This window comes from Pseudoalteromonas rubra (assembly GCF_004212645.1).
In the GTDB taxonomy this organism is placed as follows: Bacteria; Pseudomonadota; Gammaproteobacteria; order Enterobacterales; family Alteromonadaceae; genus Pseudoalteromonas; species Pseudoalteromonas rubra_G.
Map to the genome: position 1 here is coordinate 1 of NZ_PPUZ01000073.1, position 25334 is coordinate 25334.

General features: G+C 48.9%; 18 protein-coding genes. 7 read left to right on the forward strand and 11 right to left on the reverse strand.

What is annotated here, in order from left to right:
* Positions 1-243 precede the first annotated feature (243 nt).
* The 4 genes from rplT to thrS all read right to left on the reverse strand — a co-directional run bounded on the left by rplT (position 244) and on the right by thrS (position 3568).
* Positions 244-603, reverse strand: coding sequence for a 50S ribosomal protein L20 (rplT, locus tag C3B51_RS20135; protein WP_010387194.1), 360 nt, complete (start codon positions 601-603; stop codon positions 244-246).
* A 15-nt stretch (positions 604-618) separates the two neighbouring features.
* On the reverse strand, positions 619-819 hold the full coding sequence (gene rpmI / locus C3B51_RS20140; protein WP_010387195.1) for a 50S ribosomal protein L35: 201 nt from the start codon (positions 817-819) through the stop codon (positions 619-621).
* Positions 820-1023: 204 nt separating this feature from the next.
* Positions 1024-1587 carry a translation initiation factor IF-3 gene (gene infC, locus C3B51_RS20145; RefSeq protein WP_082078869.1) on the reverse strand — a complete coding sequence of 188 codons (564 nt, stop codon included), beginning with the start codon at positions 1585-1587 and terminating at the stop codon, positions 1024-1026.
* A gap of 70 nt (positions 1588-1657) precedes the next feature.
* Complete coding sequence (thrS, locus tag C3B51_RS20150; protein WP_125780034.1) at positions 1658-3568, reverse strand: threonine--tRNA ligase; 1911 nt, start codon at positions 3566-3568, stop codon at positions 1658-1660.
* A gap of 235 nt (positions 3569-3803) precedes the next feature.
* Here thrS and C3B51_RS20155 point away from each other — a divergent pair, with 235 nt between their 5' ends.
* From C3B51_RS20155 to C3B51_RS20165, 3 genes are all read left to right on the forward strand, one after another.
* Positions 3804-4808, forward strand: coding sequence for an endonuclease/exonuclease/phosphatase family protein (locus C3B51_RS20155; RefSeq protein ID WP_130246207.1), 1005 nt, complete (start codon positions 3804-3806; stop codon positions 4806-4808).
* 75 nt (positions 4809-4883) lie between these two features.
* A complete protein-coding gene (locus C3B51_RS20160) occupies positions 4884-5345 on the forward strand; it encodes a DUF3010 family protein (RefSeq protein ID WP_125717620.1) in 462 nt (153 codons plus the stop codon).
* 215 nt (positions 5346-5560) lie between these two features.
* Entirely contained in the window at positions 5561-7405 is a 1845-nt protein-coding gene (locus tag C3B51_RS20165) for an ABC transporter ATP-binding protein (protein WP_130246208.1), read from the forward strand.
* 15 nt (positions 7406-7420) lie between these two features.
* On the opposite strand, the gene C3B51_RS20170 is transcribed toward C3B51_RS20165, so the two are convergent.
* Positions 7421-8035 (reverse strand): TetR/AcrR family transcriptional regulator, encoded by a 615-nt coding sequence (locus tag C3B51_RS20170; protein WP_125717622.1) that lies wholly within the window; start codon positions 8033-8035, stop codon positions 7421-7423.
* Between the two features lie 460 nt (positions 8036-8495).
* Here C3B51_RS20170 and C3B51_RS20175 point away from each other — a divergent pair, with 460 nt between their 5' ends.
* Positions 8496-9671, forward strand: a complete 1176-nt coding sequence (locus C3B51_RS20175) for an efflux RND transporter periplasmic adaptor subunit (protein ID WP_125717623.1) — start codon at positions 8496-8498, stop codon at positions 9669-9671.
* Between the two features lie 4 nt (positions 9672-9675).
* Positions 9676-12849 (forward strand): efflux RND transporter permease subunit, encoded by a 3174-nt coding sequence (locus C3B51_RS20180; protein ID WP_130246209.1) that lies wholly within the window; start codon positions 9676-9678, stop codon positions 12847-12849.
* Positions 12850-12919: 70 nt separating this feature from the next.
* Here the strand turns inward: C3B51_RS20180 and C3B51_RS20185 are convergent, their stop codons facing one another.
* From C3B51_RS20185 to C3B51_RS20195, 3 genes are read right to left on the reverse strand one after another with little or no spacing between them, the layout of a single operon-like run.
* The gene (locus C3B51_RS20185; protein ID WP_130246210.1) at positions 12920-13834 is read right to left on the reverse strand and encodes a DUF4340 domain-containing protein; all 915 of its coding nucleotides are present in this window, start codon (positions 13832-13834) and stop codon (positions 12920-12922) included.
* Positions 13835-16714 (reverse strand): Gldg family protein, encoded by a 2880-nt coding sequence (locus tag C3B51_RS20190; RefSeq protein WP_130246211.1) that lies wholly within the window; start codon positions 16712-16714, stop codon positions 13835-13837.
* The gene (locus C3B51_RS20195) at positions 16704-17645 is read right to left on the reverse strand and encodes an ABC transporter ATP-binding protein (RefSeq protein WP_130246212.1); all 942 of its coding nucleotides are present in this window, start codon (positions 17643-17645) and stop codon (positions 16704-16706) included. The genes C3B51_RS20190 and C3B51_RS20195 overlap by 11 nt, the downstream gene beginning before the upstream one ends.
* A 330-nt stretch (positions 17646-17975) precedes the next feature.
* On the opposite strand from C3B51_RS20195, the gene C3B51_RS20200 reads away from it, so the two are divergent.
* Both C3B51_RS20200 and C3B51_RS20205 read left to right on the forward strand, forming a co-directional pair.
* Complete coding sequence (locus tag C3B51_RS20200; protein ID WP_130246213.1) at positions 17976-19679, forward strand: AMP-binding protein; 1704 nt, start codon at positions 17976-17978, stop codon at positions 19677-19679.
* Between the two features lie 235 nt (positions 19680-19914).
* Positions 19915-24057 carry a hybrid sensor histidine kinase/response regulator gene (locus C3B51_RS20205; protein ID WP_130246214.1) on the forward strand — a complete coding sequence of 1381 codons (4143 nt, stop codon included), beginning with the start codon at positions 19915-19917 and terminating at the stop codon, positions 24055-24057.
* Positions 24058-24099: 42 nt separating this feature from the next.
* Here the strand turns inward: C3B51_RS20205 and C3B51_RS20210 are convergent, their stop codons facing one another.
* From C3B51_RS20210 to C3B51_RS20220, 3 genes are all read right to left on the reverse strand, one after another.
* Entirely contained in the window at positions 24100-24543 is a 444-nt protein-coding gene (locus tag C3B51_RS20210; RefSeq protein WP_130246215.1) for a GNAT family N-acetyltransferase, read from the reverse strand.
* An 84-nt stretch (positions 24544-24627) separates the two neighbouring features.
* Positions 24628-24948: a hypothetical protein gene (locus tag C3B51_RS20215; RefSeq protein ID WP_130246216.1), complete on the reverse strand. Its 321-nt coding sequence runs from the start codon at positions 24946-24948 to the stop codon at positions 24628-24630.
* Positions 24949-25071: 123 nt separating this feature from the next.
* Positions 25072-25334, reverse strand: a 263-nt coding sequence (locus tag C3B51_RS20220; protein ID WP_130246217.1) for a TonB family protein, incomplete at its 5' end; no start/stop codon positions are given.

A 25334-nucleotide genomic window follows, 5' to 3' on the forward strand; every position in this document is an offset into this window, starting at 1 on the left:
GTTAAAAATTTCTTATTTATAACCTTTACCTAAGGTATGAGATCGCAAATTTTTGCCTTGCCTACATGGACGTAGGTACCTCAGCGATAGCAGGACGCGTGAGCGGTGTTATCGAACATATTTTCTCGCCTCAAAATAGAACACTTAATTAAGCAAATTGGTATAACGCTTTATTTTAAACATGCAAGATCAAAAAAAGGAGCCATTGGCTCCTTTTCTTTTCAATCGCTTAGCTTAAGAGAATTAAGCTGCAAGACCTTCTTTTGCTTTAGCAACTAGTGCTGCGAAAGCTACTTGGTCGTATACTGCGATATCAGCTAGGATCTTACGATCGATTTCAACAGATGACTTTTTAAGGCCATTGATGAAACGGCTGTAAGAAAGGCCGTTTTGACGTGCAGCAGCGTTGATACGTGCGATCCATAGTTGACGGAAAGTACGTTTCTTAGCGCGACGGTCACGGTAAGCGTATTGACCTGCTTTAGTTACTGCCTGGAAAGCTACGCGATAAACACGTGAACGTGCTCCGTAGTAACCTTTAGCTTGCTTTAATACTTTTTTGTGACGTGCACGTGCGATAACACCGCGTTTAACTCTTGCCATTTCTGATATCCTCTATTAAGCGAATGGTAACATACGATTGATAAGACCCAGGTCATTCTTGTGAACCATAGTCTTATTACGTAGGTGAAGCTTACGCTTAGAAGATTTCTTAGTCAGAATGTGACGAAGATGCGACTGTTTACGCTTGAAACCGCCAGAAGCAGTCTTTTTGAAGCGCTTAGCAGCACCTCTGTGTGTCTTTAGTTTGTAAGACATTGCAATAACTCCAAATGATATTGCGTTAACATTATGCAAGCAGGCGGATGATAAACATCACTTTATTGGCCTGGTATGCACCCTAATTCCGGTGAAAAGTCACACGTGACCTTTACTTAGGTACCGGTTAACTCAGGTGGCTTACGCACTTGAAACCTGAGTTAAATTCTGTCGATCGTTAAATCGGCGCGTATTATGCCTTGATTAAGACTTTTTCGCAATAGGTGCCATCATCATAATCATTTGACGCCCTTCAACCCGGTTAGGGAATGACTCAACCTGAGCCACCTCTTCCAAGTCGGCTTTCAAACGATTTAGCATTTCAATGGCAATTTCCTGGTGGGCCATTTCACGGCCGCGGAAACGAATGGTGATTTTCGCTTTATCGCCCGCTTCAAGGAATTTGCGAAGGTTACGCAGTTTGACCTGATAATCGCCTTCGTCCGTGCCAGGACGGAATTTGATTTCTTTAACCTGGATCTGTTTTTGCTTTTTCTTTTGTTCTTTTTGTATTTTTGCTTTTTCAAAAAGGAACTTACCATAGTCCATAACTTTACAGACTGGTGGCTCTGCATTCGGACTGATCTCAACCAGGTCCAGGCCGGCTTCTTCTGCAAGCGTTCTTGCTTCTCTAATTGAAACTACGCCTGCCTGTTCGCCTTCAGCGTCAATTAAGCGAACTTCTTTCGCTGTGATTTCTTCATTGATACGATTTTTCTGAGCAGTAGTTTGCCCTTTTTTGCCGCCTCTAATGGTACGATCCTCCAAAAAGTCAAAAATATATTGTGCGAAAAGCGTTTTATGTTAGTTGATAAGCCTTTCGCACAGGTTTGTTAATTTAACGTCTGTCTTTGATTTCTTCGCTGATCTTAGCGATAAACTCATCAACAGAGAACTTGCCCAGGTCTTCACCTTTGCGTGTTCTTACCGCGACTTCTTGTTGTTCAACTTCTTTGTCTCCAACAACAAGGAGATACGGGATACGTTTTAAAGTATGCTCGCGGATTTTAAAGCCAATCTTTTCATTTCTCAAGTCAGCACCAGCTCTAATTCCAAGTTTATTCAGTTTTTGTACAACTTCTTGCACATAGTCGGCCTGTTTGTCGGTGATATTCATGATCACCACTTGCTTAGGTGCAAGCCAGGTTGGGAATAAGCCCGCATACTCTTCAGTCAGAATACCAATGAAGCGTTCCAGTGACCCCAATACTGCACGGTGGATCATCACTGGCGTTTTACGTTCATTGTTTTCTGCTACATATGTCGCGCCTAAACGGCCCGGTAAAGCAAAGTCTAGCTGTACTGTGCCACATTGCCAAGCACGCTCAAGACAGTCGTACAAAGTAAACTCGATCTTAGGGCCATAAAACGCGCCCTCGCCTGGCAGATAATCGAACTCGATGTCGTTTGCTTTAAGTGCATCCGCCAGCGCTTCTTCTGCTTTGTCCCACATTTCGTCGTCGCCGATACGCTTTTCAGGGCGCGTAGACAGTTTTACAACAATCTTTTCAAAGCCGAACGTCGAATATGTATCATAGATCATATTAATACAAGCTGATACTTCATCCATGATCTGCTCTTCTGTACAGAAGATATGTGCATCATCCTGAGTAAAACCACGAACACGCATCAGACCGTGCAGTGCACCCGAAGGCTCGTTACGGTGACAACAGCCAAATTCAGCCATACGCAGTGGTAAGTCGCGGTACGACTTCAGGCCCTGGTTGAAGATTTGCACGTGGCCCGGACAGTTCATCGGCTTGATGGCATATTCACGCTTTTCAGACTCTGTGGTGAACATCGCATCCGCGTATTTGTCCCAGTGGCCTGATTTTTCCCACAGACCACGGTCCATCATCAGTGGGCCTTTAACTTCTTCGTAAGCATACTCACGCAGCTTTTCACGCACGAAGTCTTCAAGCTCACGGTAGATACTCCAACCGTCGTTATGCCAGAAAACCATGCCCGGCGCTTCTTCCTGCCAGTGCCACAGATCAAGCGCTTTACCGATTTTACGGTGATCGCGTTTCTCAGCTTCTTCCAGGCGCTTCAGGTAAGCCTTAAGCTGCTTCTTATCTGCCCACGCAGTACCATAGATACGCTGCAGCATTTTATTTTCTGCATTACCACGCCAGTATGCGCCAGCCACTTTCATAATTTTGAAGTGTTGGCAGAATTTCATGTTTGGCACGTGCGGACCACGACACATGTCCACATATTCTTCATGGTGGTAAAGGCCTGGACGGTCATCTTTGTCGATGTTTTCATCCAGGATTTCCATTTTGTAGGTTTCGCCACGCGCTTCAAATGCGTCGCGTGCCTCTTGCCAGCTTACTTTCTTTTTAACAACGTCATAGTTAGTTTTAGCAAGTTCAAGCATGCGCTTTTCGATGGCATCAAGGTCTTCCTGAGTCAGCGAGTGCTCCATGTCGATGTCATAGTAGAAACCATTGTCAATGGTCGGACCGATCGCCATTTTGGCTTCTGGGAAAAGCTGCTTAACCGCGTGGCCAATCAGGTGCGCACACGAGTGACGAATGATCTCTAAACCATCTTCATCTTTTGCGGTGATGATCTCAAGCTGCGCGTCCTGTTCAATCAGGTCGCATGCATCCACTCGCACGCCGTTCACACGACCGGCAATGGTTGCCTTCGCGAGGCCAGGGCCGATGTCCTGAGCAACGTCTAAAGTGGTAACCGGGTTTTCAAAAATACGCTGACTGCCGTCAGGGAGAGTAATTACTGGCATGATAATTCCTATTTACAGTGGTGACACCTACAACGCATCACATGTATTAGTTAAGTTAATTCTTTTAAATTTGACGCCCATCAACGCTTTTACGAATAAGCATTGATTGAACAGTGATATACTGACAGAGTCTGGGGACTTTCAAACGCAGCGCCCATTGTGAACGCTCACGTGGCGAGTTGCAAGGAAAAGACTAAGATTAAGCAGGGATTTGGGTAAAATGACGAGGAAAACCATGGCACAGAAACACACATACAAGTTTGCATCCTTCAATTTGCTGAACTTTGCTGCGCCCCCCTATTCTTTTTATCAGCTCGATGAATCCTACAATGACACCCAATGGCTGACCAAAACTCAGTTTATCACGGGTCTTATCCAGCATATGGACCCAAGCGTGATTGTATTTCAGGAAGTCTTTAGCCCGGAAACACTGGCTACCTTATGCGAAGATTTAGGGCTGCCCTATTTTGCCACCGTCGATACGCCCAAACCCGACCTGGTTTATCCCAATGTGCTGTTTAACCCCATCGTTGCCATTGCCAGTAAATTCCCATTTAAGAGCTTCACTCCGCTGGAACCTTGTCCTGAACTTCTGGAATACCTTAATAACCAGCACCAGTTTAAGTTTAACCGCACGCCCATAAAATGCAGCTTTGAACTACCCGGTTTTGGCCTGACAACCGTCTATGCGGTGCATTTTAAATCTCAACGTGTCCATTCTATGGCCCATATGCTGGGCAATGCTTCCGTTGAAGATCCGCTGCTCACGTTATTACATCAGACCGTGGGCACCATGCAGTCGCAGATCTCCCGTTCACTGGAGGCCTCTATTGTTTACTACGATGCCCTCAAAACGCAGCGCGAGAAAGGCGCTGCAACACTCGTGATGGGCGATTTCAACGACCATATTGCCAGTCCGGCGCTGTCTTTTATGACTCGGCAGTTCCCGACCAGTGCCATGCATCAGGATGTTAATAGCGTCGGTCTGTTCGACAGCTTTTGCCTGGCCGACAACCAGCTTAGTTTTGGCCAAAAGCCGCCGACACATTATTATCAGGGTACAGGGAATACACTCGACTATATTCTGGCTTCTAAAGAGTTCAACCCCAACCTTGAACAAAGTAAAGTGAGGCGCCTGACCTATCATAATTATGCGTCGCACTTAGACCCCAAACGCGACGAAGAAGACATTCGCTATTCAGATCACGCCGCCATTGCCATCGAAATGATACTGCAATGAGTTCTCGCTCATCGCGAGCTGTGATATGATCTTTACCTGTAACGATTTATTTGACCAGTTAATGGGAAACCAACAATGAGAACACTCGGTGTAGAGATTACCGGCAGCGAGGCCCTGCTGTGCCTGCTGAGCAAAGAAGAAGACGTTTTTGATATTCGCGATATTCGCCAGACGCGTTTTACCCTTGGCAATATTGGCCAGGACACAGACGCGATGCGCAAATTCCACTTCGACTTTGCCAAGCTGGTAGAAGATTACAAAATTGACTCTATTGCCATCCGTCAACGTGCCCACAAAGGCAAGTTCGCGGGCAGCGCGGCCGGCTTTAAAATGGAAACAGCGATGCAGCTTATCGAAGGCACAGACGTCAAATTACTGTCCTCTACTGAGGTTAAAGAACAGCTGAAGCGTAATCCGGTGCCAGTCGATTTCGCCGATACAGGGTTAAAAAAGTACCAGGAACAAGCGTTTCATAACGCCTACGTATACATTATGCGTAAAACCTATGGTCACGAAGAAGCCGAGCAGGCGGAATAACCCTACCGCCCGGCACATAGGCCGGGCTTTTTGACCCAACTACACACCGCTAACACTTTCTCTTATTTCACTTTTTCCTAATTGTCACTTGGTTTTCAGTCGTGTTCTGCGTTATAAGTACGCAAGGCGCGTGCGCTTTTTCTGAACAGACATAAGAACACACCTAACATCAACTCGCAGGGTCAGCCCGGCACTGTCATCATGCAGGAGGCAATATGCTAAAGTTTTTCGAACGATTTACCGACCCATTCCCAGCGCGACCGGCAACCCAGCCACCACAAGGTTTGCTGGCGTTTTGCCGGTTTTATACCAAAGGCATGGAATGGCCTCTGTTGTTGATGTCGCTGGCAGCTGCAACATTGGCCACACTCGAAGTGATGTTGTTTGGCTTTATGGGCACGCTGGTTGACTGGATGCAGGCGTACACGCCCGCTGAGTTGTTCGAAGTCAAACGCCAGGAGCTCACGGTTATGGCCGTGATCACTTTGGTCGGTCTGCCCTGTCTGGTGTTTTTCCACAGTGCGATTCTGCACCAGAGCCTGCTGGGTAACTACCCTATGGCCATTCGCTGGCTGGCTCATCGCTATTTGCTAAAACAAAGTATCTCTTTCTATCAGGATGAATTTGCCGGGCGCATTGCAACCAAAGTGATGCAAACGGCCCTGGCCATCCGAGAAGCAGTGATGAAACTGTTGGATGTACTGGTTTACGTTATTGTGTACTTTGGCGCGATGCTTGCGCTGGTGAGCGACAATGACATGAGGCTGATGATCCCCTTGCTGGTTTGGCTGGCCTTGTACATTGGCATGCAGTTTTATTTTGTCCCCCGGCTCAAACAGGTCGCCAGTAAACAAGCCGATGCTCGCTCTCAGATGACAGGCCGTGTGGTCGACAGCTACACGAATATCACCACAGTGAAGCTATTCTCATATAATAAACGCGAAGAAGTCTATGCCCGGGAAAGCATGGACCTGTTCATTCAACCTGTCTATGCCCAGATGCGACTGGCAACCCAGTTAAACGTCAGTATCCAGACCCTAAACTTCCTTTTGGTGTTCAGTGTCGCCGCGGGTTCACTCTATCTTTGGTCACTCAGCGCCATCACCAGCGGGGCAATTGCAATCACGATTGCCCTCGCTTTGCGCCTTAATGGCATGTCGCAGTGGATCATGTGGGAAGTATCCAGTTTGTTTGAAAACATTGGCACAGCCATTGACGGTAAAAATACCTTAGCCAGACCGCTAGACGTGCAGGATCTGCCCAACGCGCCTGCATTAAAAATCACACAGGGTGAAATCAAGTTTACCGATCTGCATTTTGCCTACAAGCGGAAAAAACACGCTGATCAGCATGCTGTTATTCAGGGGCTCAACCTCACCATCTCCCCGGGCGAAAAAATCGGCATTGTTGGCCGCTCGGGCGCAGGTAAATCAACCCTGGTTAATCTGCTGCTACGTTTTTACGATGTTCAGCAAGGCAGCATTGAAATAGACGGGCAAAATATTGCAAAGGTTGATCAGGAAAGCTTACGCGCGCACATTGCCATGGTCACCCAGGACACCGCGCTGCTGCACCGCAGTGTCCGTGATAACGTGCTGTATGGTCGGCCCGATGCCAGCGAAGCCGAGCTGTTGGATGCAATTGATAAAGCACAAGCAAGTCAGTTTATCGATGGGCTTGAAGACAGCCTGGGTAATACCGGACTGGATGCCCAGGTGGGTGAGCGTGGTGTTAAGCTGTCTGGCGGGCAACGCCAGCGTATTGCCATTGCACGGGTATTGCTAAAAAATGCCCCAATTCTGATTTTGGATGAGGCAACCGCGGCATTGGACTCCGAAGTAGAAGCCGCAATTCAGGATAGTTTAGACAGTCTGATGACAGGTAAAACCGTGATTGCCATTGCACACCGCCTGTCGACCATTGCGCAAATGGACCGCCTGATCGTAATGGATCAGGGCCAGATTGTTGAGCAAGGCACACACGATGCCCTGCTGGCACAAAATGGCATCTATGCCAAATTGTGGACACACCAAACCGGTGGATTTATTGGGGTTGAATAACCACCGCGATGTGGCTCAGATTGACTGCTGCGTGGCATATTTAATACCACCACAAAACAGCTGGCAGGCCTGGGTCACAAAAGCATCCAGATCCGCTTCAGCAAGCGGAGCCTGCCAGCGGATGGCCTGGTCCCAGAATGTCAGCCGCTTTAACGCGCCCCAGAAAAAAGCGGCTGCGAATGGCGCAGAAAAAGTACCCAGACACCCTGCGCGTGACGCTTCTTCAAACCACAGACTCATTGCCGCTTCACACTGGCTGAATTTACGATTAAGTCTGTCAGCCTGAGCCTGACAGCGCATCGATTCGATCATCACGATGCGCGACAATTTAATGTAGTCTTCATCCGCCAGCAAAGAAACGGCACTGTCTGCCAAATGACGCAACTGAATTTCAAAGTCGTAGTTTGGAATAAACTGAATGGTCGTAATTGGCTGTATTCTTTCAATTAAAGAAACAACCACAGCATCAAACAGAGCTTCTTTGGTCGCGTAATGTTTATATAAAGTGCGTTTGGATACTCCAGCCGCGGTGCAAATTGCTTCCATGGTAGTGGCCTGTAGCCCCCGCTGTGCAAACTCTTCTACCGCTGCGCTTAGTATTGCTTGTTGTTTTTCAGTAAGCTCGGTCATCGACTCGGACATCTGTTTTAAATTAACAGTAGTTTAACTTAAAAAGGGCTAATGCGAAAGTAAACGCTCAAGTATACATACCCAGCAAAAAAGTACACGACACCGTTTACCCAATAAAAAATTAGGTATACACTTGCGTCTACTCGCAACATTGTCGACTCATCTCAGCACTGAAAAACGGACTGAAAATCCAAGTGATGAGCAACTTACAGTGCTTTAATACTGACGCGGTTTGCCCTGTTATGGTGTAGACAGCCCACCGCACGACAATCTATTCACTGACTACTGGACTAGAACGATAGTAATAAAATCGGCACACGTGATTACAAAAGCAGTGCTACACTTACTCGATTGATTTGTGAACACGTCAGCGAATAAATGCGAAAGTAAACCCAATAAATGAGAGGCCAGTTCGTCTCTATTCAGGAATAAAAAATTTTAATCAGGATTTGGAGTATACATGTATCCAGCCCACAAAAGCAGTCGTGTAGTACACCTGGCAACAGCGGTATTGTCTGCACTCGTAATTTCCGCCTGCTCCGAGGCACCGCAAGGCCAAGGTGGCCCGTCTATGCCACCCGCGCAGGTAAGTATCAACAAAGTCACAACCCAGAGTGTGCCATTTAATATCGAGCTACCAGCAACCCTGGCCGGCGACAAAGAAGTGGAGATCAGGGCTCGCGTGTCGGGACTGATTGAGTCCCGCAATTTTGAAGAAGGTCAGTATGTTAAAGCCGGGCGTTCTTTATTCACCATTGAGCTTCGCCCACTTGAGCTGGAGCTTGAAAAAGCCGAAGCGGCACTCAACGCAGCCAAAGCCAATGTAGCCCAGGCTAAGCGCGAGAAAGACCGCCTGGAACGCCTGAAAGACGAACGTTCAGTGTCAAAGCGTGATTTCGATAATGCTATGTCTGCGTACGAAGTGGCCATCGCAAACCTGGACTCTGCAAAAGTTGCACTCAGTGAAGCGCAGCTGGACCTGGAATATGCGCAGGTTAAAGCACCCGTTTCGGGTATCATGGGTCGGGAGTTTGTCTCGCAAGGCAGCTATGTCTCTGGCCCCACCGTACTGCTGAGTGAGTTAACTGACACCAGCATGATGCGCGCTCGCTTTGGTTTTTCCGAGCGGGAGCAACTGGCTATGCGCCAGGATGTCGAAAGTGGCACCCTCAGCCTACCCAAGAACAACGAGTTCAACGCCACCATAGTGCTGCAGGATGGCTCTGTTTATGCACACTCCGGCAAAGTTGACTTTTCAGACGTGCGAGTCAATCGCTTTACCGGTACCAGTGAGCTCCAAGCCCGCATCAATAACCCCGATGGCGAGCTACGTCCAGGTCAGTTTGTTCGCGTTCGTCTGTCGGGCGCAGTGCGCAACAATGCCATCGTGTTACCTCAGCGAGCAGTGCTGGATAACGGCACGGGCAAGTTTGTCTACATTGCAACCGAGAACGAGCAAGGTATGACGGTTGCTTTACCCGCCCCTGTTGAAGTAGGCGAATGGGTAAACCTGGATGGTAAAAATATGTGGGTGATACGACAAGGCCTGACGCCCGGCCAACCCGTGATAGTTGAAGGTATGGCAAGGATCTTCTTTCCAGGTATGCCTGTCGCTGTGAGCGGTGAAGGAGAATAATTGTATGTTCTCTAAGTATTTTATCGATCGCCCGATATTTGCCTTTGTGATCTCCATTGTCATAGTACTGGCCGGTCTGGCAGCAATGCGCACCCTGCCCATTGCACAGTATCCTGAAATAGCCCCTCCTCAGGTTCAGGTAACCGCCTTTTACCCGGGCGCGTCTGGCGATGTATTGGAGCAAACGGTTGCAGCCCCGATAGAAAATGCCATCACCGGGGTTGAAGGCATGATGTATATGGAGTCAACCAGTACCAGTTCCGGTACAACCACTATCACTGTCACTTTCGAGATAGGCACCGATATTGATCAGGCCGCGGTCGACGTCAACAATCGGGTCAAACAGGTTGAAGCGCGTTTGCCGGAAGAAACACGCCGCCAGGGCGTTGTGGTTGCTAAGGGTTCATCCAGCTTCTTACAGGTTCATGCGTTTTATTCGCCTGATGGTACGCGTTCCAGTCTGTGGACGTCAAACTACGTGACTATGAATATTCTTGACCGCATTAAGCGTATTCCCGGTACTACCAGTGTACAAATTTTCGGTGCCAAAGATTACGCCATGCGTGTGTGGATCCGCCCTGATTTAATGAGTCAGCTGGGTGTAACCGTCGAGGAGATCACAGCAGCTATCCGTGAGCAAAACTCACAGTATGCAGCGGGAACTATAGGTGCCACGCCAACCAGCAGCCAGCCGCAGGAACTGGTGTACAGTGTGACAGCCAAAGGTCGTTTGTCTACACCTGAAGAATTTGAGGCGATTATCATCCGCGCGAACCCGGATGGCTCAACCCTGCGCCTTAAAGATGTTGCGCGTGTCGAGCTGGGCTCCAAGGATTACAACTTTGCCGGTACCTTTAACGGTAAAGAAGCCGTATTGCTGGGTGTTTTCCTGCAACCGGGTGCCAATGCACTGGATGTCGCGAAAGAGGTAGAGTCTGAGATTGCTGAGCTACGCCAGCAGTTTCCGGTTGGGCTAGACCACGGTATTCCATACGATACAACCCGCTTTGTTGAGGTGTCTATTCGTGAAGTACTGATCACCCTGGTTGAAGCCATGGTGCTGGTATTTTTAGTGGTATACCTGTTCTTGCAAAACTGGCGCGCAACTTTAATTCCGACTCTCGCAGTCCCGGTTTCTCTGCTTGGTACTTTTGCCGGGCTGTATATGTTGGGTTACTCCATTAATACCCTGACACTCTTTGGCATGGTGTTGTCTATTGGTATTGTGGTCGATGATGCCATCGTGGTTCTGGAAAATGTTGAGCGGATCATGCACGAGCAGCACCTGAATGCCCGTGAAGCTGCCATCAAAGCGATGCAGGAAGTCAGCGGCCCGGTGGTCGCAATTGTACTGGTCTTGTGTTCAGTGTTCGTCCCTATCGCATTTTTGGGTGGATTGACCGGTGAATTGTTTCGACAATTCGCCATTACCATCTCGATTTCGGTGAGCCTGTCGGGTGTGGTTGCACTGACCATGACACCGGCGCTGTGTGTGATGATCCTCAAACATGAGCATAAGCAGACTGCAGGGTTCTTCTTGTGGTTCAATAACTGGTTCCAGCGCGTCACTGGCCGATATGTCGGCTCCGTCAGCTTTATGATCCGCCGCGGCTTGCTTGGCCTAGTGCTTATGGCTGCTATGGTTGGCGCAACCATATTTATCTGGCAAAAAACCCCGGGGTCTTTAGTACCAGATGAAGATCAGGGCTTTTACATTGCCGCGGTGTTCCTGCCTGATGGCTCCTCACTGGAGCGCACCGCAGCGGTGGTTGACGAAGTAGTTGCAGCTGCTCAGTCTAACCCTGCCAATGAAAATGTGGTGGCCTTTACCGGCTTTGACTTTATCGGTGGCGGTTACAAAAACAGTGCAGCGACCCTGTTCATTACCCAGAAACACTGGGATGAGCGCGAAATTGATACTAAATCTCTGGTTGGTGAGCTGTTTATGAAGACCGCCGGGATCAACGAAGCGCTAGTGCTGGCCTTCAATCCTCCAGCCATTTTTGGCCTGGGTACCACCGGCGGCTTTGAGGTATACCTGCAAAACAAAGCTGGAACCGATCCTGAGCGCCTTAAACAAGGTATGCAAATGCTGATGGGCGAAGCGCAAAAAAGCCCCATCCTGGCCGGTATTCAAACGCTTTGGCGACCAGATGCGCCGCAGCTGAAAGTTCATATGGACAGAGAGCAGGCGCGTGCCATGGGCGTAAACATCAACTCGGCGTTCAACGCACTGGCTGCCAACCTGGGTAATTACTACGTCAATGACTTTAACAAGTTTGGTCGTGCCTGGCAGGTGCTGTTGTCAGCCGAAGCAGAGTTCCGTATGTCACCTGAAGATGTTGGCCGCATTTATGTGAAAAACAACCGGGGTGAGATGGTCCCTATTTCGGCGTTCACTGACATTGAATACAGCCGGGGTCCGGAAACCCTGCAAAGGTACAATAACTTGTCGGCCGTTAAGCTGATGGGTAATGCCGCGCCCGGTTACAGCTCTGGCCAGGCCATTGCTGAATTTGAGCGCATCGCTAAACAGGTTCTGCCACCGGATATGACCTTTGAGTGGACGGCATCCGCCTATCAGGAAAAGCGCAGTTCAGGCACAACCGGTCTGGCACTGGGGCTGGCCGTTGTGATGGTATTTTTGATCCTGGCGGCGCTGTATGAACGCTGGTCATTGCCTATTTCGGTGTTGCTGGCACTGCCCTTTGGTACCTTTGGTGCACTTATCTCAATCTGGGTTGCAGGTTTAACCAACGACGTTTACTTCCAGATTGGTCTGGTTACTTTGCTTGGCCTGGCCAGTAAAAATGCCATTCTGATCGTTGAGTACGCGCTGATGAAGACACAACAAGGCTGGAGCCCGGCTGCGGCCGCACTGGAAGCGGCAAGGTTGAGATTCCGCCCCATTATTATGACTTCACTGGCCTTTATTCTGGGTGTAGTACCGCTGGTACTGAGCTCGGGGGCAGGTGCGGGTGCACGTCATAGTGTTGGCACCGGGGTTATGGGTGGCATGCTCGCCGCCACTTTCCTGGCCGTGTTCTTCCTGCCCCTATTCTTCTACTGGTTGACGGCAAGGCGTGTGGCTGAGAACCGCACCAAACACGAGCTTTGCGAAGAAATTGCGCAGCAGCATAAGGCTGAGCACGTCGATACTAAAGAAGATTTGGCATAAGCTGCCTGAACGTATAAAAGCGCCGGTGACTCAAAGAGCACCGGCGCTTTTGTTTATACATAAAGCAAGGTTAGTCTGAGGTTTGCTCCGAAGTGTCTTGCTGAGGAGTATCAGCAACCAACAGTTGCTCAGGGTCACTTAAAGATTGCAGCGCCGCAAAGTCGCTTTGGGACAATTTGAACCAGTAGCCCTCAATGCCCGCTTTGCGAACCCAATACTGGTCATCCTGGCGCGCCAGCTCATAACGGGACAACATATCATCGTCACCGGCTTCAAAGCGGGCCACAACCTCCAAACTGGCCTGGCTCACAGCACCAACACGCAAAGTCTCAAGCGTCCTTAATGCCGCTTTCAGGCTGTCGGTATCCAGTGAGTCGCTCAGCTCTTCACCCGCTTTGTGCAGCGCCCAGCTTTCGTCTCGTTTAATGAGCTGCGAGTCGCCAACACGGATCCGACTAACCTCGTCCAGAGACAGTAAGTCTGATTCCAGCCAGCTTTTAATTTCCGTGCTCAGATCATAGCGGTTTAACTCAACCCGGTAGACCTCATTTCCCTCTCCCGGGCGAACATATACTTGCTTAAATGCCGGGGTATTACCAACATAGAGTTGCCCTGCGTCACCTAGGTCCAGTTTGAGTGCATAGTCGTCCTGCGCTACTTTGAAGCGCGTATGGCTTGCCTGGCTGGTGGTTTCAGGAAAACGCATCGACAAACGACTAAGCTGAGTTAGCACACGCTGGACTTTACTCTGATCAACCGCCAGCGCCGGATGCGACTCCAGCGCCCAGTTATCGCCTGATTTGATCAGGGCAACACTTTGCTCAGCCTCCTCAGATTGAGTTCTGAGCGCTAACCGGGTAATTTCACTTTGTTGAACCTGCCAGGCGCTGGTAACAGCGCTGTCGCTGCCATCATTCAACCAAAGCAACGCAGCCACGCCACACTGCAATAACAGACCAAAGCCTAACCACATTATTAGTTTCATTTAACGTGCCTCCTCTGGCGTAAAAGCCGACTGGTGGCGTGCCAGGCGTCTGGTACGACGCACTTTAGCCACCAATGCAATGATCAGAATAAGACTTGCAACCACACCATAGTTAAACAACTCGATGTGCATTGCGGTTTTCTCAGTGAGCGGAGGTAAGGTCCGGTTGAAATGACCCCGAGCCCGGATCCCCAGCAAGCCATCGTCTTCCAGCGCCCAGTCGAGGGTATTTTGTAACAGTGCCAGATTATTAAGCGAGGCAGACTGATTGGTGCTGCCAATCAAGCCAAGTACCTGATCGCTAAACATCGCATTACTACTGAACACGATTAGTCGGGTTTTTTCTGGCGAGTGCCGAACCATTTGCTCAATCTGCAATTCGGTGTGTTCTGCTTCACTACTTTCGGTTTGCTCTTTGCCCTCATCAGCACGTTTTGTTAATGGCTTATCGGCAAAGTAGGAAGTAAAACGGCCTTCTATGACGGCAGCTATATCGAATTGTGTGCGCTGTGAGCCTTGCGGATAACTCACCTCTCCCTGTGCGCTGATACTCGGCATCACATCCAATTGTGTTGTCTGCCAGGCCTGTTCAGAACTACGTAACAGAGGTTCAAAGTTGTTTTCGCCCTGATAGTCAATACCCGAAGACCAGGGCACTGTAACCTGGGCAAGCCCACGGGTGATCAGGCTTTGCTTGTTCAGGCCCTCTGCCCGGACATCCACAAAGTAAGGATATTCCAGCATTTGGATTTCCTGGAACTGCAAGCCGCCAACGTTACGTGTCACAGGCACCGGGAACGCACCATGTTGCTCATCCAGGATCACCTGCTTTGGTATATTTACACCATGATGCGCCAACCACGCTTGCAGGCCGCTGTTGTGCTCAGTGAGGCTCAGGCTACGGCCACTGAGATTAATTTGATAAGGCGAGGTTGCAGCAACAACCGTCCCGCCACGCATCATAAACTGGTCTACCGCAAACAGTGCTTGCTCATCCAGAGACTCAGGCGCCAGCAACAACAGCAGATCGGTACTGTCATCAACATGGCCATCCGACAAATCTTCCCGTTTCACATTGGCCTGCTGGGCCAGCAAACGCTCGACCTGACTAAAAGCGCTTTGCCCGTATCGACCCGGTGATGACATGGCATCCGGCATTACCAGCGCAATGTGTTTATTAAGACCCTGTGCAAACTTCTCTACCGCAGCGTCAAAGCTACGCTCAAACGCCTCGGTACTGAAGTCTTCCAGCGCCAGCTGCACTACCTGCTCGTCGTTTTCGAGAGTGAGATAAAAGTAAAACTCATCGCTGGATAACAAACCGGCTCGCATTGGCATCATCCCGAGCTCCTCAGCCAGACGCTGTGCAAGCGCGCTGTCTTCAGCCGGATCCAGATAGTTCACACTGAGCTTGCCATTCGCGTCAGCCTCATGTGTTGTCATCACCTGCCTGATATCCTCAAGCAAAGTATTGAGCTGCTCGGGTAGCGCTTGTGGCGCAGATACGTAAGCATTAAAGGTTAATGGTTTATCTACCATGTCGAATATCTGGCCTTCAGCGCGGTAATCCTCAAGGACGGATTTAATGGTGCGGGTCAGGTCATACTCCGGATTTCTGAGCACCACATCCAGATCGCTCTCACCGCGGGCATTAACCTCAATTAAGTCTCTAAAACCAAGTACCTGATACTGATCCCCATATTTGACCAGAATATCAAAATAAGAACTCACGATTGCAGACTGATAACGGTCTTCAACCTGGAACGGCATTGCCCGGATCCCGTATTCACGATTGGCCTGCTCTTCCAGCTGCGGATTTTGCTGAGGGTCGATAAACTCTACCCGTACTTTGCCTGCACCAGCCACTTCGTATTCAGCGATCAGATCTCGCATCTGTGGTACCAGCGGCGCCAACAAAGGATGGGTTTTAGCTGAGAAATAACCGCGGATCAGTAAAGGCTCCTCCAGCTGCTGCAAATAGCGTTTCGTCTGAGTTGAAATGGAGTATTGCTGGCCCTGGGTGGTATCAACGCGCAAATAAGGTAACTTGTATAACCAGAGGTTTGCAAAGAGCAAATTGGCGATGGCAAAAGTGACTCCCAGATGCCAGTGTTTGTGATGTGCCTTGACGGGTTTATCCACCCAGCGGGCGCGCTCCAGAGCAAACACATTGAGCAATAAAAAGACCAGGATCAGGGATAAGTAATAATACAGATCTCTTAAATCCAGTACGCCCCGGGCGATGGATTCAAAGCGACTGCCCGTTCCCACTAAGCGCATAACTTCCGCAGCCTGGTGGCCAAAAAACCCGGTCAGCCCTTCACTACCAATCACATATAGAAGTACACAGATACACGTGGCGAGCATAAAACTGATGATTGGGTTATCTGTTCTGGCGGAGACAAACAAGCCAATACTGAGATACACACTGCCCAGCAATACCGTTGCCAGATAGCCGGACCAGACCGGACCCCAATCCAGCTCAGCCAAAAATGACACACTCAGTGGCACCACCAAAGTGATGGCCAAAGCCAGTAACAGCAACAGCACACAGGCAATAAATTTGCCCAATACAAATTGCCACAACCCAAGAGGTTGGGTGTAAACAAATTCCAGCGTACCGGTGCGGCGCTCATCACTCCAAAGGCGCATGGTAAAGGCCGATGACAAAAAGATCATCAGTACTGGTAACCACTCAAATAAAGGTCGAATATCCGCAATATTGCGGGCAAAAAAGGCCTCAGCCCAGAAGAAAGTAAACAGGGCCACACCACCAAAAATCAGTAAGAACAGGTACGCCAGTGGCGACGAAAATACCAATCCCAACTCTTTGGCCGCAATGGTCCAGCACAGCCTCAATGACGTTGCATTATGCTGCATGGCTTGTCTCCTTATGGCTGTATTCACTGAATAAGGTTTCCAAGTCTCGGTTTAACTGCCCGACTTCAAAAACGCGGATCCCACAATGAATGAGTTTTTGAACCAGTTCAGCACACACCAATGACTGCTCAGCTCCTGGTGTCAGATCGAGATGATATTTATAGTGTTCGCCTTCACGCGTAACCAGGTTAAAGCGCTGCACGCCGTTTAGGCGGGAAATAAACCCGAGCTGTGCGGGGGCTGCATCACAACACACGACCACCTGGCTGCTGCTTTTTAGCTCGCTCAGTGGCTTGTCGAGTTGCACTTCACCTTTGCTCAGCAAAATCACGCGATCACACAAGGCTTCAACTTCCTGCATAATGTGGGTCGACAATATAACCGTTGCCCGTTTGGCTACTTCCTTGATCAGATGTCGCATTTGCTGTGTTTGTTGTGGATCCAGGCCATTGGTTGGCTCATCCAGGATCAACAGACGTGGCTCACCGAGCAGGGCCTGCGCCACCCCGACCCTTTGTTTATAGCCCCGTGACAAAGATGAGATAGAAGAAAGTAAACGTGTTTCTAGCGCGGTTGCGCTAATAGCCTGTTTGATCTGCTGGTTCTTTTGCTGACCCTGTAGCCCTTTTAAACTGGCTGCAAAATCCAGATAGTCGGCGACAAGCATATCCGGGTAGACGGGCAAACTTTCGGGTAGATAGCCCAGTTTTGCCTGAAACGCCGTGGGGTTGTTAGCGAGGTTGATGCCATCAAGTGTCACCTCCCCTGCATCCGGCTCCAGGTAACCTGAAAGCATTTTCATTATGGTGGTTTTACCTGCGCCATTGTGGCCAAGCAAGCCGACTATCTGACCAGGCTCAATATTAAAGCTGGCATTGTTCACGGCAGTAAAACTGCCATAACGCCGGGATAAATCACGCACCGTAAGCATTTGGCCTCCTAATACAAAGCTATTGAGATGAAAGTGATTTGTTATATGTGCAGGCGCATCTGAGCACAGGCTGGGAGGCTGGCTCGTCAAGACGCCAAATGTGCATATAGGGTCAGCAAAGTGGCAATTCAAGATGCAACTGCGCCTTTTTTAGCAACACACTGCATGCGATTAGCCTTTAGTCTAATTTCATGTCATTTCATCGGCTCTAGCTTGCATTAGGCACCACTTTATTATTTCTTAACGTTATAGCTTATTACTTTTTCAGGCACGCTGGTGGCTTTAGCGGGTGTGCCTGGTAGCGAGCACACTGACAACAAGGAATAGATAATGACAACATCAGTAAATAACCCGGCGCTTAGCTATCATCGTGGCGTGTCTAACCCGCCTTTGCTTGACTACACCATTGGTGATTATCTGCAGCATATTGCCGAGCGATATGGCAAGCGTGACGCCATTGTGGTTCGCCATCAGCAACAAAGATTAAGCTACCGCGATTATCTGGCGCGCATTGATGAGCTGGCCGCCGCCCTGTTGCATTGTGGGATCCAGCCTGGCGATAGAGTTGGACTCTGGTCACCCAATAACCTCGAATGGTCACTGGTGCAATTTGCCACCGCGCGGATCGGTGCCATTATGGTGTGCCTCAACCCGGCTTACCGTCCTGCCGAGCTGGAATTTGCGCTCAATAATGCAGGCTGCAAAATGATTATTATGGCCACCCAGTTTAAGCACAGTCACTACGTTAATATGCTCAAAGAGCTGGCTCCCACACTGCAAAGCTGTGCCTTTGGGGAACTGAAAGCACCGCGCCTGCCAAACCTCAAGCATGTTGTGGTCATTGCAAACCCCGATGAGCCAACTCCCGCAGGCCTGCGCGATTTCAGTCAATTACTGGCGCTGGCGAGCCCGCAAGACTATGACGCGCTACAAACCATTGCCACCCAATTAAGCCCAGACGACGCCATTAATATCCAGTTTACCTCGGGGACTACCGGCAACCCCAAAGGCGCGACGTTAACCCATCGCAATATTCTCAACAATGCTTATCTGGTTGCCCAGGCCATGCAACTGACCGAGCAGGATAAACTCTGTATTCCGGTGCCTCTGTACCACTGCTTTGGCATGGTGCTGGGCAACCTGGTGTGCCTCAGTCAGGGGGCCTGTGCGGTGTTCCCCAACGACGCATTCGATCCGCTGCTGACACTGCAAACCGTCGAGGCCGAGCAATGCACTGCGCTGCATGGCGTGCCCACCATGTTTATTGCACAGCTGGAGCATGAGCAGTTTAATCAGTTTGACCTGAGTTCACTCAGAACCGGGGTTATGGCCGGTGCCACCTGTCCGGAAAAGGTCATGCGAGATGTTCAGACCAAAATGCATATGACGGACATCTTAATTGGCTATGGCCAGACTGAGTGCAGCCCCATTAACCATATTACCGAGGTTTCTGCCCCACTGATTAAACGAGTGACGACAGTTGGCCGGGCCATCGCCCATACCGAGGTCAAGATCATAGACGAAAGTGGTGAACTGGCCCCGAGGGGCATACCCGGCGAAGTGTGCGCCCGAGGCTATGGTGTGATGCAAGGTTACTGGCTGGACGATGCCAAAACCCAGGCAACCATAGATACCGAAGGCTGGCTTCACTCTGGCGATCTCGGTGTGATGGACGACGAAGGTTACGTAACCATTGTAGGTCGCATCAAAGACATGATCATCCGCGGCGGCGAGAACATCTACCCCAGAGAGATTGAGGAAGTTTTGTATCATCACCCGAATATACAGGACGCCGCTGTATTTGGCATAGCCGATGAAAAATATGGCGAAGAGGTCTGCGCCTGGCTGCAACTAAAACCCGGGCATTACATTGCTGAAGAAACAGTGCGGGATTACCTTAAAGACAAACTTTCTTACTTTAAGGTCCCCAAACACATACGTATCGTTGAGTCCTACCCGATGACAGTCACCGGTAAACTGCAAAAATTTAAAATGCGTGAAGCGATGGAACAATCCCTCAGCGAGCTGGCTTAAATCTGGGCGACGTGTCGCCCTCTGTTTCATTCTGTAGATGAGTAAAAAACAAAGCTATTTTAAACAAGACAGGGCCTGATCAGGGCCCAAATCGCGTTCGCTGCAGATAACGCAGGCGCGATGGCGCAATGATCTTTTTACCGTACAAACAATCAAATGCGTAGAAATTAAGCGCAAATTCAACTAGCCTAAGAAAACGAGTTGCATTTTTAAGCATTTTCCATGGTTGCCAATCATGCATGTGGGTAAACGGTTTTTTTTCATCCGTCTGGTTGTCGCCATGATGGCTTTGCTGCCTGCGCTGTGTTTTGGCGATATTCCCATACTCGCCAATCAGTACTCAGTAAAGAAACTAACCGCAGAGGATGGCTTTGTTTCCTCTGAGATATACTCCATCATCCAGGACAAACAAGGCCTGCTGTGGTTTGGCACCGCCGAAAATGGCGTAATGCGCTACGATGGCCGTAAGGTCACCCTGTTTGAATTCGATGGCCAGAGCAACACCGGGTTGTCACACAATGATGCCGGCAACCTGATGTTAGACCGAAATGGCGACATTTGGATCGGCACCTGGGGCGGTGGTGCGAATCGCTATAACCCCAAAACAGGGCAATTCGAGAACTTTCTTCACGACCCCAAGCGCGCCGACTCTATCTCTGCCAACCGGATCCAATCTTTATATCATGATCTGGATGGTTCAATCTGGTTAGGCTCGTATGATGGCGGCCTCAACCGCTATCTTGGGGAAAATCGCTTTGAACACATCAAAAAAACCTCAGAGGCGATCACAGGTTTATCTCACAATCGAATATGGGATATCGAGAACGATGGCATGGACCACCTCTGGGTTGCGACCAGTTATGGTCTGAATCGCTATGATAAGAAAACAAAAAACGTTCATTACTTTTTCCCCGATCCAACCAATACCACCCCGACCGGCACCAATGAGATCAGGCACATTTTAAAGACGTCGCACAACAAACTCTATGTTGGAACCCAGCAAGGCCCCTTTTTCTTTGACCCGGCCAGTGGTGTGTTTAGCAAAATTGGCCCAGGCAGCGATGCCCATTTGGGGCAAGTTAATTCCATGATTGAAGACAAAGACGGCTATATCTGGTTTGTTACCAGCAAAGGAGTCTTCAGAAAACACCCGTCAAATACGGAACTAGTTCAGCTGGACCTTGAGTACAACAGCGGCATGCGGATTATTTTTGAGGACAATGCCAGAACCTTGTGGATCACCAACGAAGTGCACGGCATTTTTAAATTGGTGCCACATCGTAAGTTTAAATCCATCAACAGCTCAATGCTCAAAGCGCCCAATGGTATTACCGCAGATAAAAACGGCGACATACTCATAGTCAATTCGACCTCGCACTTGCTGAGGTGGGATGTGGCATCACAAACCCTGCACCCGCTCTCGGCGCCACTCTTTAACGCCTCGAATGGGTTTAGCGAAAACCGATTGCTGGAGCGGCCGGTACTCCATCTCGACGGTGAGACAACTTTATGGATAGCGCAGGATGAAGGTCTGGCAAAATTTAACCTGGATACGCGTACTGTTGAGCTGATCCGCTACCCACAAGACGACCCAAACCATCGACAATTCAGAGAGATCAGAGCGCTGGCCGTTGATAAGCAAGGCGACCTTTGGGTAGGCACCTACAAAAACGGGGTCTATATTTACAGCCCCGATTCAAACAGATTCCGGCACCTCGATGCCTCTTACGGCTTATCGCACCCTGAAGTTTTGACGATATACAAAGACAACACCCATAACATGTGGGTTGGTACTGGCAATGGTGTCAATTTGTGGCTGGAGAAAGAGCAAATTTTTCAGCCCTTTGTTAATAACCCCTATCGCAAAGACAGCCTGCTTGGCAGCATAGTGCAGGACATCTATCAGTCACAGGATGGCAAGCTCTGGATTGCGACCCAGCAGGGTCTTAATCTCTATCAGGCTAAAACAAACAACTTCTTGCACTTCAGCACCCAAAACGGCCTGCCCAGCGATCTGATCCGTGCCATCTCGGACGATATGCGTGGCAATTTGTGGTTAACCACGAACCGGGGGGTTACTAAGTTTTCGCCATCAAGTGGCAAAGTCAGTAACTTTGACAGCCACAATGGCTTACTTGGGCTAAATTACTACCCCGACAGCCTGGTTAAAGCAAAGCGAGACTTGCTGTTTACCAGCAGCCAGCGCGGTATCGAGTATTTTAGTACGCGCCCTTTGCAGTCCACCCTGAAAGACCCGATCCTTATTTTGACTGGCTTTAATAAAATGGGTCAGCCCGTCAACCTCGAGAAGCCCTACTCCTACGTTACCGATATTGATCTGACCTACGAAGATTACATCTTTTCTTTGGAATTTGCCGTGCTCGATTTTGTCTCTCCCAATAAAAACCAATATGCCTATAAACTCGAAGGTTACGACGACAACTGGATTGAAATCGGCAACCGCAATACGGCCACCTTTACCAACCTGGATGGTGGTTCTTATACATTCCAGGTCAAGGCAACCAACAGTCGCGGCGAGTGGAGCGAGCAACTTTTATCGGTTAACCTGCATGTTGCCCCGCCCCCCTGGAAAACCTGGTGGGCCTATACCTTATATGCGCTGGCCTGTGCTCTGGTTATTTTTACCGTGATTTACCTGCGTACCCGTATGCAAAAAGCAGAGTTAGACCGGCAAAAGCAGTTTGTGTTGCAGCTGGAAGAGCAAGTTTCGGAAAAAACTGCGTCTTTGCAATCACAGGCCAAAGAGCTTGAATCCGCACTAAAAAAAGCCGAACAGGCAACCCGGCTAAAATCTGAGTTTCTGGCCAATATGAGCCATGAAATAAGAACACCGATGAATGGGGTGCTGGGCATGCTGGAGCTGCTTAAACACAGCGAACTGACACCAGAACAGGAACATTCGGTGGGCATTGCCAGTAACAGCGCCCACTCCCTGCTCAGCCTGATCAACGATATCCTGGACTTTTCAAAAATAGAAGCCGACAAGCTTGAGCTGGATTTCATCGATTTTGATATTCGGCAGCTGTTCGAGCAGCTTGCCGAATCCATGGCCCTTGCGGCACAATCCAAGGGCGTCGATTTAGTACTCGACTTAACGGGTATTGAAACAGCCATGGTTAATTCAGACCCCGGCAGGATCCGCCAAATCGCGGCTAATATTTTAAGCAATGCAATCAAATTTACCGAGCAAGGCGAGATTATTCTCAGTGCATCATTAGCCTGCTCCAAAGATGACAATCAGGCAGTACTAACCTGCCGAATTCAGGATACCGGAATAGGCATTCCCCGGGAGATGCTCTCAAGCCTGTTTGACTCCTTCACCCAGGTAGATGCCTCAACCACCAGAAAGTACGGAGGGACGGGCCTGGGCCTGAGCATCACTAAACGGCTCTGTCAGCTGCTGGGAGGCGATGTGTATGTAACAAGTAAGGTAGGCGAAGGTAGCTGCTTCGAGTTTACCTGCATGGTTACTAAAGGTGCACTTCCGGAGCAAGATCCTCCCTCATTTGAGCCCGACAATTTACACGCGCTGATAGTTGACCCGCAAACCTCGAGCAACGCAGTCATTAAAAAACAACTTGAGCTGTGGCAAATTAAAGTCAGTGAAGCCTCCAACGCAGAACAGGCACTGCAAGTGCTGAGCGATCGATCTGTTGATATTGTATTCTTCAACAGAGCACTACCGACATTGAGCTACGAGGCCCTGACTCAGCAAATCAAACAAAACCCTAAGCTTAGTCATATTAAATTGATAATGATGACTTTACTGGATGAGCAGTTTGACGCGATAGAATCTAGCTCTGTCCCCCTCGATGGCTATTTCACAAAACCTGCCACACAACAGGACTTGCTAAAAGCACTGTCTACGGTCAGAGCACAGACCGACCACAACGCAGAAGATCAAAGCACGGATAGCCTCGGTGACAAAGACGACCATACTACCTATGCGTGGGCCAAACACACCCGTGTACTGCTGGTTGAGGACAACAAAGTGAATCAGCTGGTTGCTGTGAGAATTTTAGAGCACCTGGGTGTTACAACCGACATTGCAGAAAATGGCCTGGAAGCGCTGGAAAAACTACGAGAAGCTGACGAAACACAGCCATACACCCTTGTGCTGATGGATTGCCAAATGCCCAAAATGGATGGCTATGAAGCCACCCGACGTATTCGCACCTCACAAGCCGGCAGCCTTCAGGCCGATATCCCCATCATTGCCATGACCGCAAACGCCATGCAGGGCGACAAGCAAAAGTGCCTGGATGCCGGAATGGATGACTACATTACTAAACCCATTGAGCCCGCTAAAGTCACGGAAAAACTTGCTTACTGGGCGACCAAAGTCACGATAACCTAAGTGCCCTGTTCATTGATTATATGGATGCGTGATAGTCCTTTGTTAGATGCCAGTTCTTTGCATTTTATTTGCCGTTACAGCCATAGAATTGTACGTGGTTTCGAATGTTTCAGTGATCACAAAACCAAACTTGCTATACATTTCGATTGCAGAAGAATTTGAAGCGGCAACATACAAACTCACTTCTTGCGAAGACAGAGCAACTAAGTGTTCAAGTAAGTCTTTGCCAATGCCTTGACCGCGATGATCAGGGTGCACAAATAACGCTCTGATTTCTGACCCGAAGATAGCGCAAAAGGCAACTACAGACTCAAGTTCATAAACAAATATTTGAGATTCAAACAACAGTTTATTGCGGACTTTATCTTCTGACAAAGGCAATAAAGTAAACGTTGCGCTTTCCCGTGCCAGCTCATCTAATTTAGACAGGTTATATATTTCTTCAATGGACTGAAAATCGCCCTCTGCATATTTCCTTATGTGCATTTTTACCTCTGAAGAATAACGCCCAACCCAATGGGCAGATACATGCTTGGCTAGCCAAGCGTTTTGGGCATTTTGAGAGACTTATTAACTGTTTGCTATGGCAGCAAACAGAGCTTCTTTGTTTGGTTTTGATATTTCGCAAAATGTAATGCCAAAAGGCAAAACCCAGAAGTAGATAGGTTTGATGCGAAGTTTATATATTGCATGTTCTTGTTCTATGAACTCAAGTTTGAGCTTGTAGGACCCTGAGTCATAGAAGATGTTGTTGTCTTCTATTCTAAGCTTATTTACAGGTGCATTAAGGTAAAAGTTAATTTGCATGCCAGAGATGGGGCTGATTTTGTAGTGAGTAAGCCCGTTCTTTTCGTACAACTTTGAATTAGCAGTGCCTAGCGGTATATCCATATGACAGTTAACGCTTTACTTTGGGGCAATCAATAGTTGGCAAAACTCGCGCGAAGCGCCAAGGCAAAGATTAATTGTCCCAGTAAGTTTACAAACGAACCTGAGCAATTTGTTACAACCCACCTACTCAAATTTGTCAGAGTCGAATTTAAAAGTTATGTCGAAGCAGCGCTCTTCATACTTTGACGAATTAAACTTCCACTTTTTTAACGCGCGAAGTGATTCCCTATCAAAAATTCTCCTTGGCTGAGAATGAGTAATTTGGTGTTCTACAACCTTACCTTCGCTATTCACTGTTACTCTAAAGTCAACGTTACCAAAACCTAAGAATCTTTCGGAATGTATTGGCCATTTAGGGTTTACAACGGCCTTGTTGATCAAATCCT

Excerpts from the sequence above, each read along its gene's own strand:
- C3B51_RS20155 (WP_130246207.1), top strand. The coding sequence starts at position 3,804 with ATGGCACAGAAACACACATACAAGTTTGCATCCTTCAATTTGCTGAAC.
- rplT (WP_010387194.1), bottom strand. The coding sequence starts at position 603 with ATGGCAAGAGTTAAACGCGGTGTTATCGCACGTGCACGTCACAAAAAA.
- rpmI (WP_010387195.1), bottom strand. The coding sequence starts at position 819 with ATGTCTTACAAACTAAAGACACACAGAGGTGCTGCTAAGCGCTTCAAA.
- C3B51_RS20170 (WP_125717622.1), bottom strand. The coding sequence starts at position 8,035 with ATGACCGAGCTTACTGAAAAACAACAAGCAATACTAAGCGCAGCGGTA.
- C3B51_RS20160 (WP_125717620.1), top strand. The coding sequence starts at position 4,884 with ATGAGAACACTCGGTGTAGAGATTACCGGCAGCGAGGCCCTGCTGTGC.
- C3B51_RS20195 (WP_130246212.1), bottom strand. The coding sequence starts at position 17,645 with ATGCTTACGGTGCGTGATTTATCCCGGCGTTATGGCAGTTTTACTGCC.
- C3B51_RS20185 (WP_130246210.1), bottom strand. The coding sequence starts at position 13,834 with ATGAAACTAATAATGTGGTTAGGCTTTGGTCTGTTATTGCAGTGTGGC.
- C3B51_RS20180 (WP_130246209.1), top strand. The coding sequence starts at position 9,676 with ATGTTCTCTAAGTATTTTATCGATCGCCCGATATTTGCCTTTGTGATC.
- C3B51_RS20200 (WP_130246213.1), top strand. The coding sequence starts at position 17,976 with ATGACAACATCAGTAAATAACCCGGCGCTTAGCTATCATCGTGGCGTG.
- C3B51_RS20210 (WP_130246215.1), bottom strand. The coding sequence starts at position 24,543 with ATGCACATAAGGAAATATGCAGAGGGCGATTTTCAGTCCATTGAAGAA.
- C3B51_RS20205 (WP_130246214.1), top strand. The coding sequence starts at position 19,915 with ATGCATGTGGGTAAACGGTTTTTTTTCATCCGTCTGGTTGTCGCCATG.
- C3B51_RS20175 (WP_125717623.1), top strand. The coding sequence starts at position 8,496 with ATGTATCCAGCCCACAAAAGCAGTCGTGTAGTACACCTGGCAACAGCG.
- C3B51_RS20165 (WP_130246208.1), top strand. The coding sequence starts at position 5,561 with ATGCTAAAGTTTTTCGAACGATTTACCGACCCATTCCCAGCGCGACCG.
- C3B51_RS20215 (WP_130246216.1), bottom strand. The coding sequence starts at position 24,948 with ATGGATATACCGCTAGGCACTGCTAATTCAAAGTTGTACGAAAAGAAC.
- thrS (WP_125780034.1), bottom strand. The coding sequence starts at position 3,568 with ATGCCAGTAATTACTCTCCCTGACGGCAGTCAGCGTATTTTTGAAAAC.
- C3B51_RS20190 (WP_130246211.1), bottom strand. The coding sequence starts at position 16,714 with ATGCAGCATAATGCAACGTCATTGAGGCTGTGCTGGACCATTGCGGCC.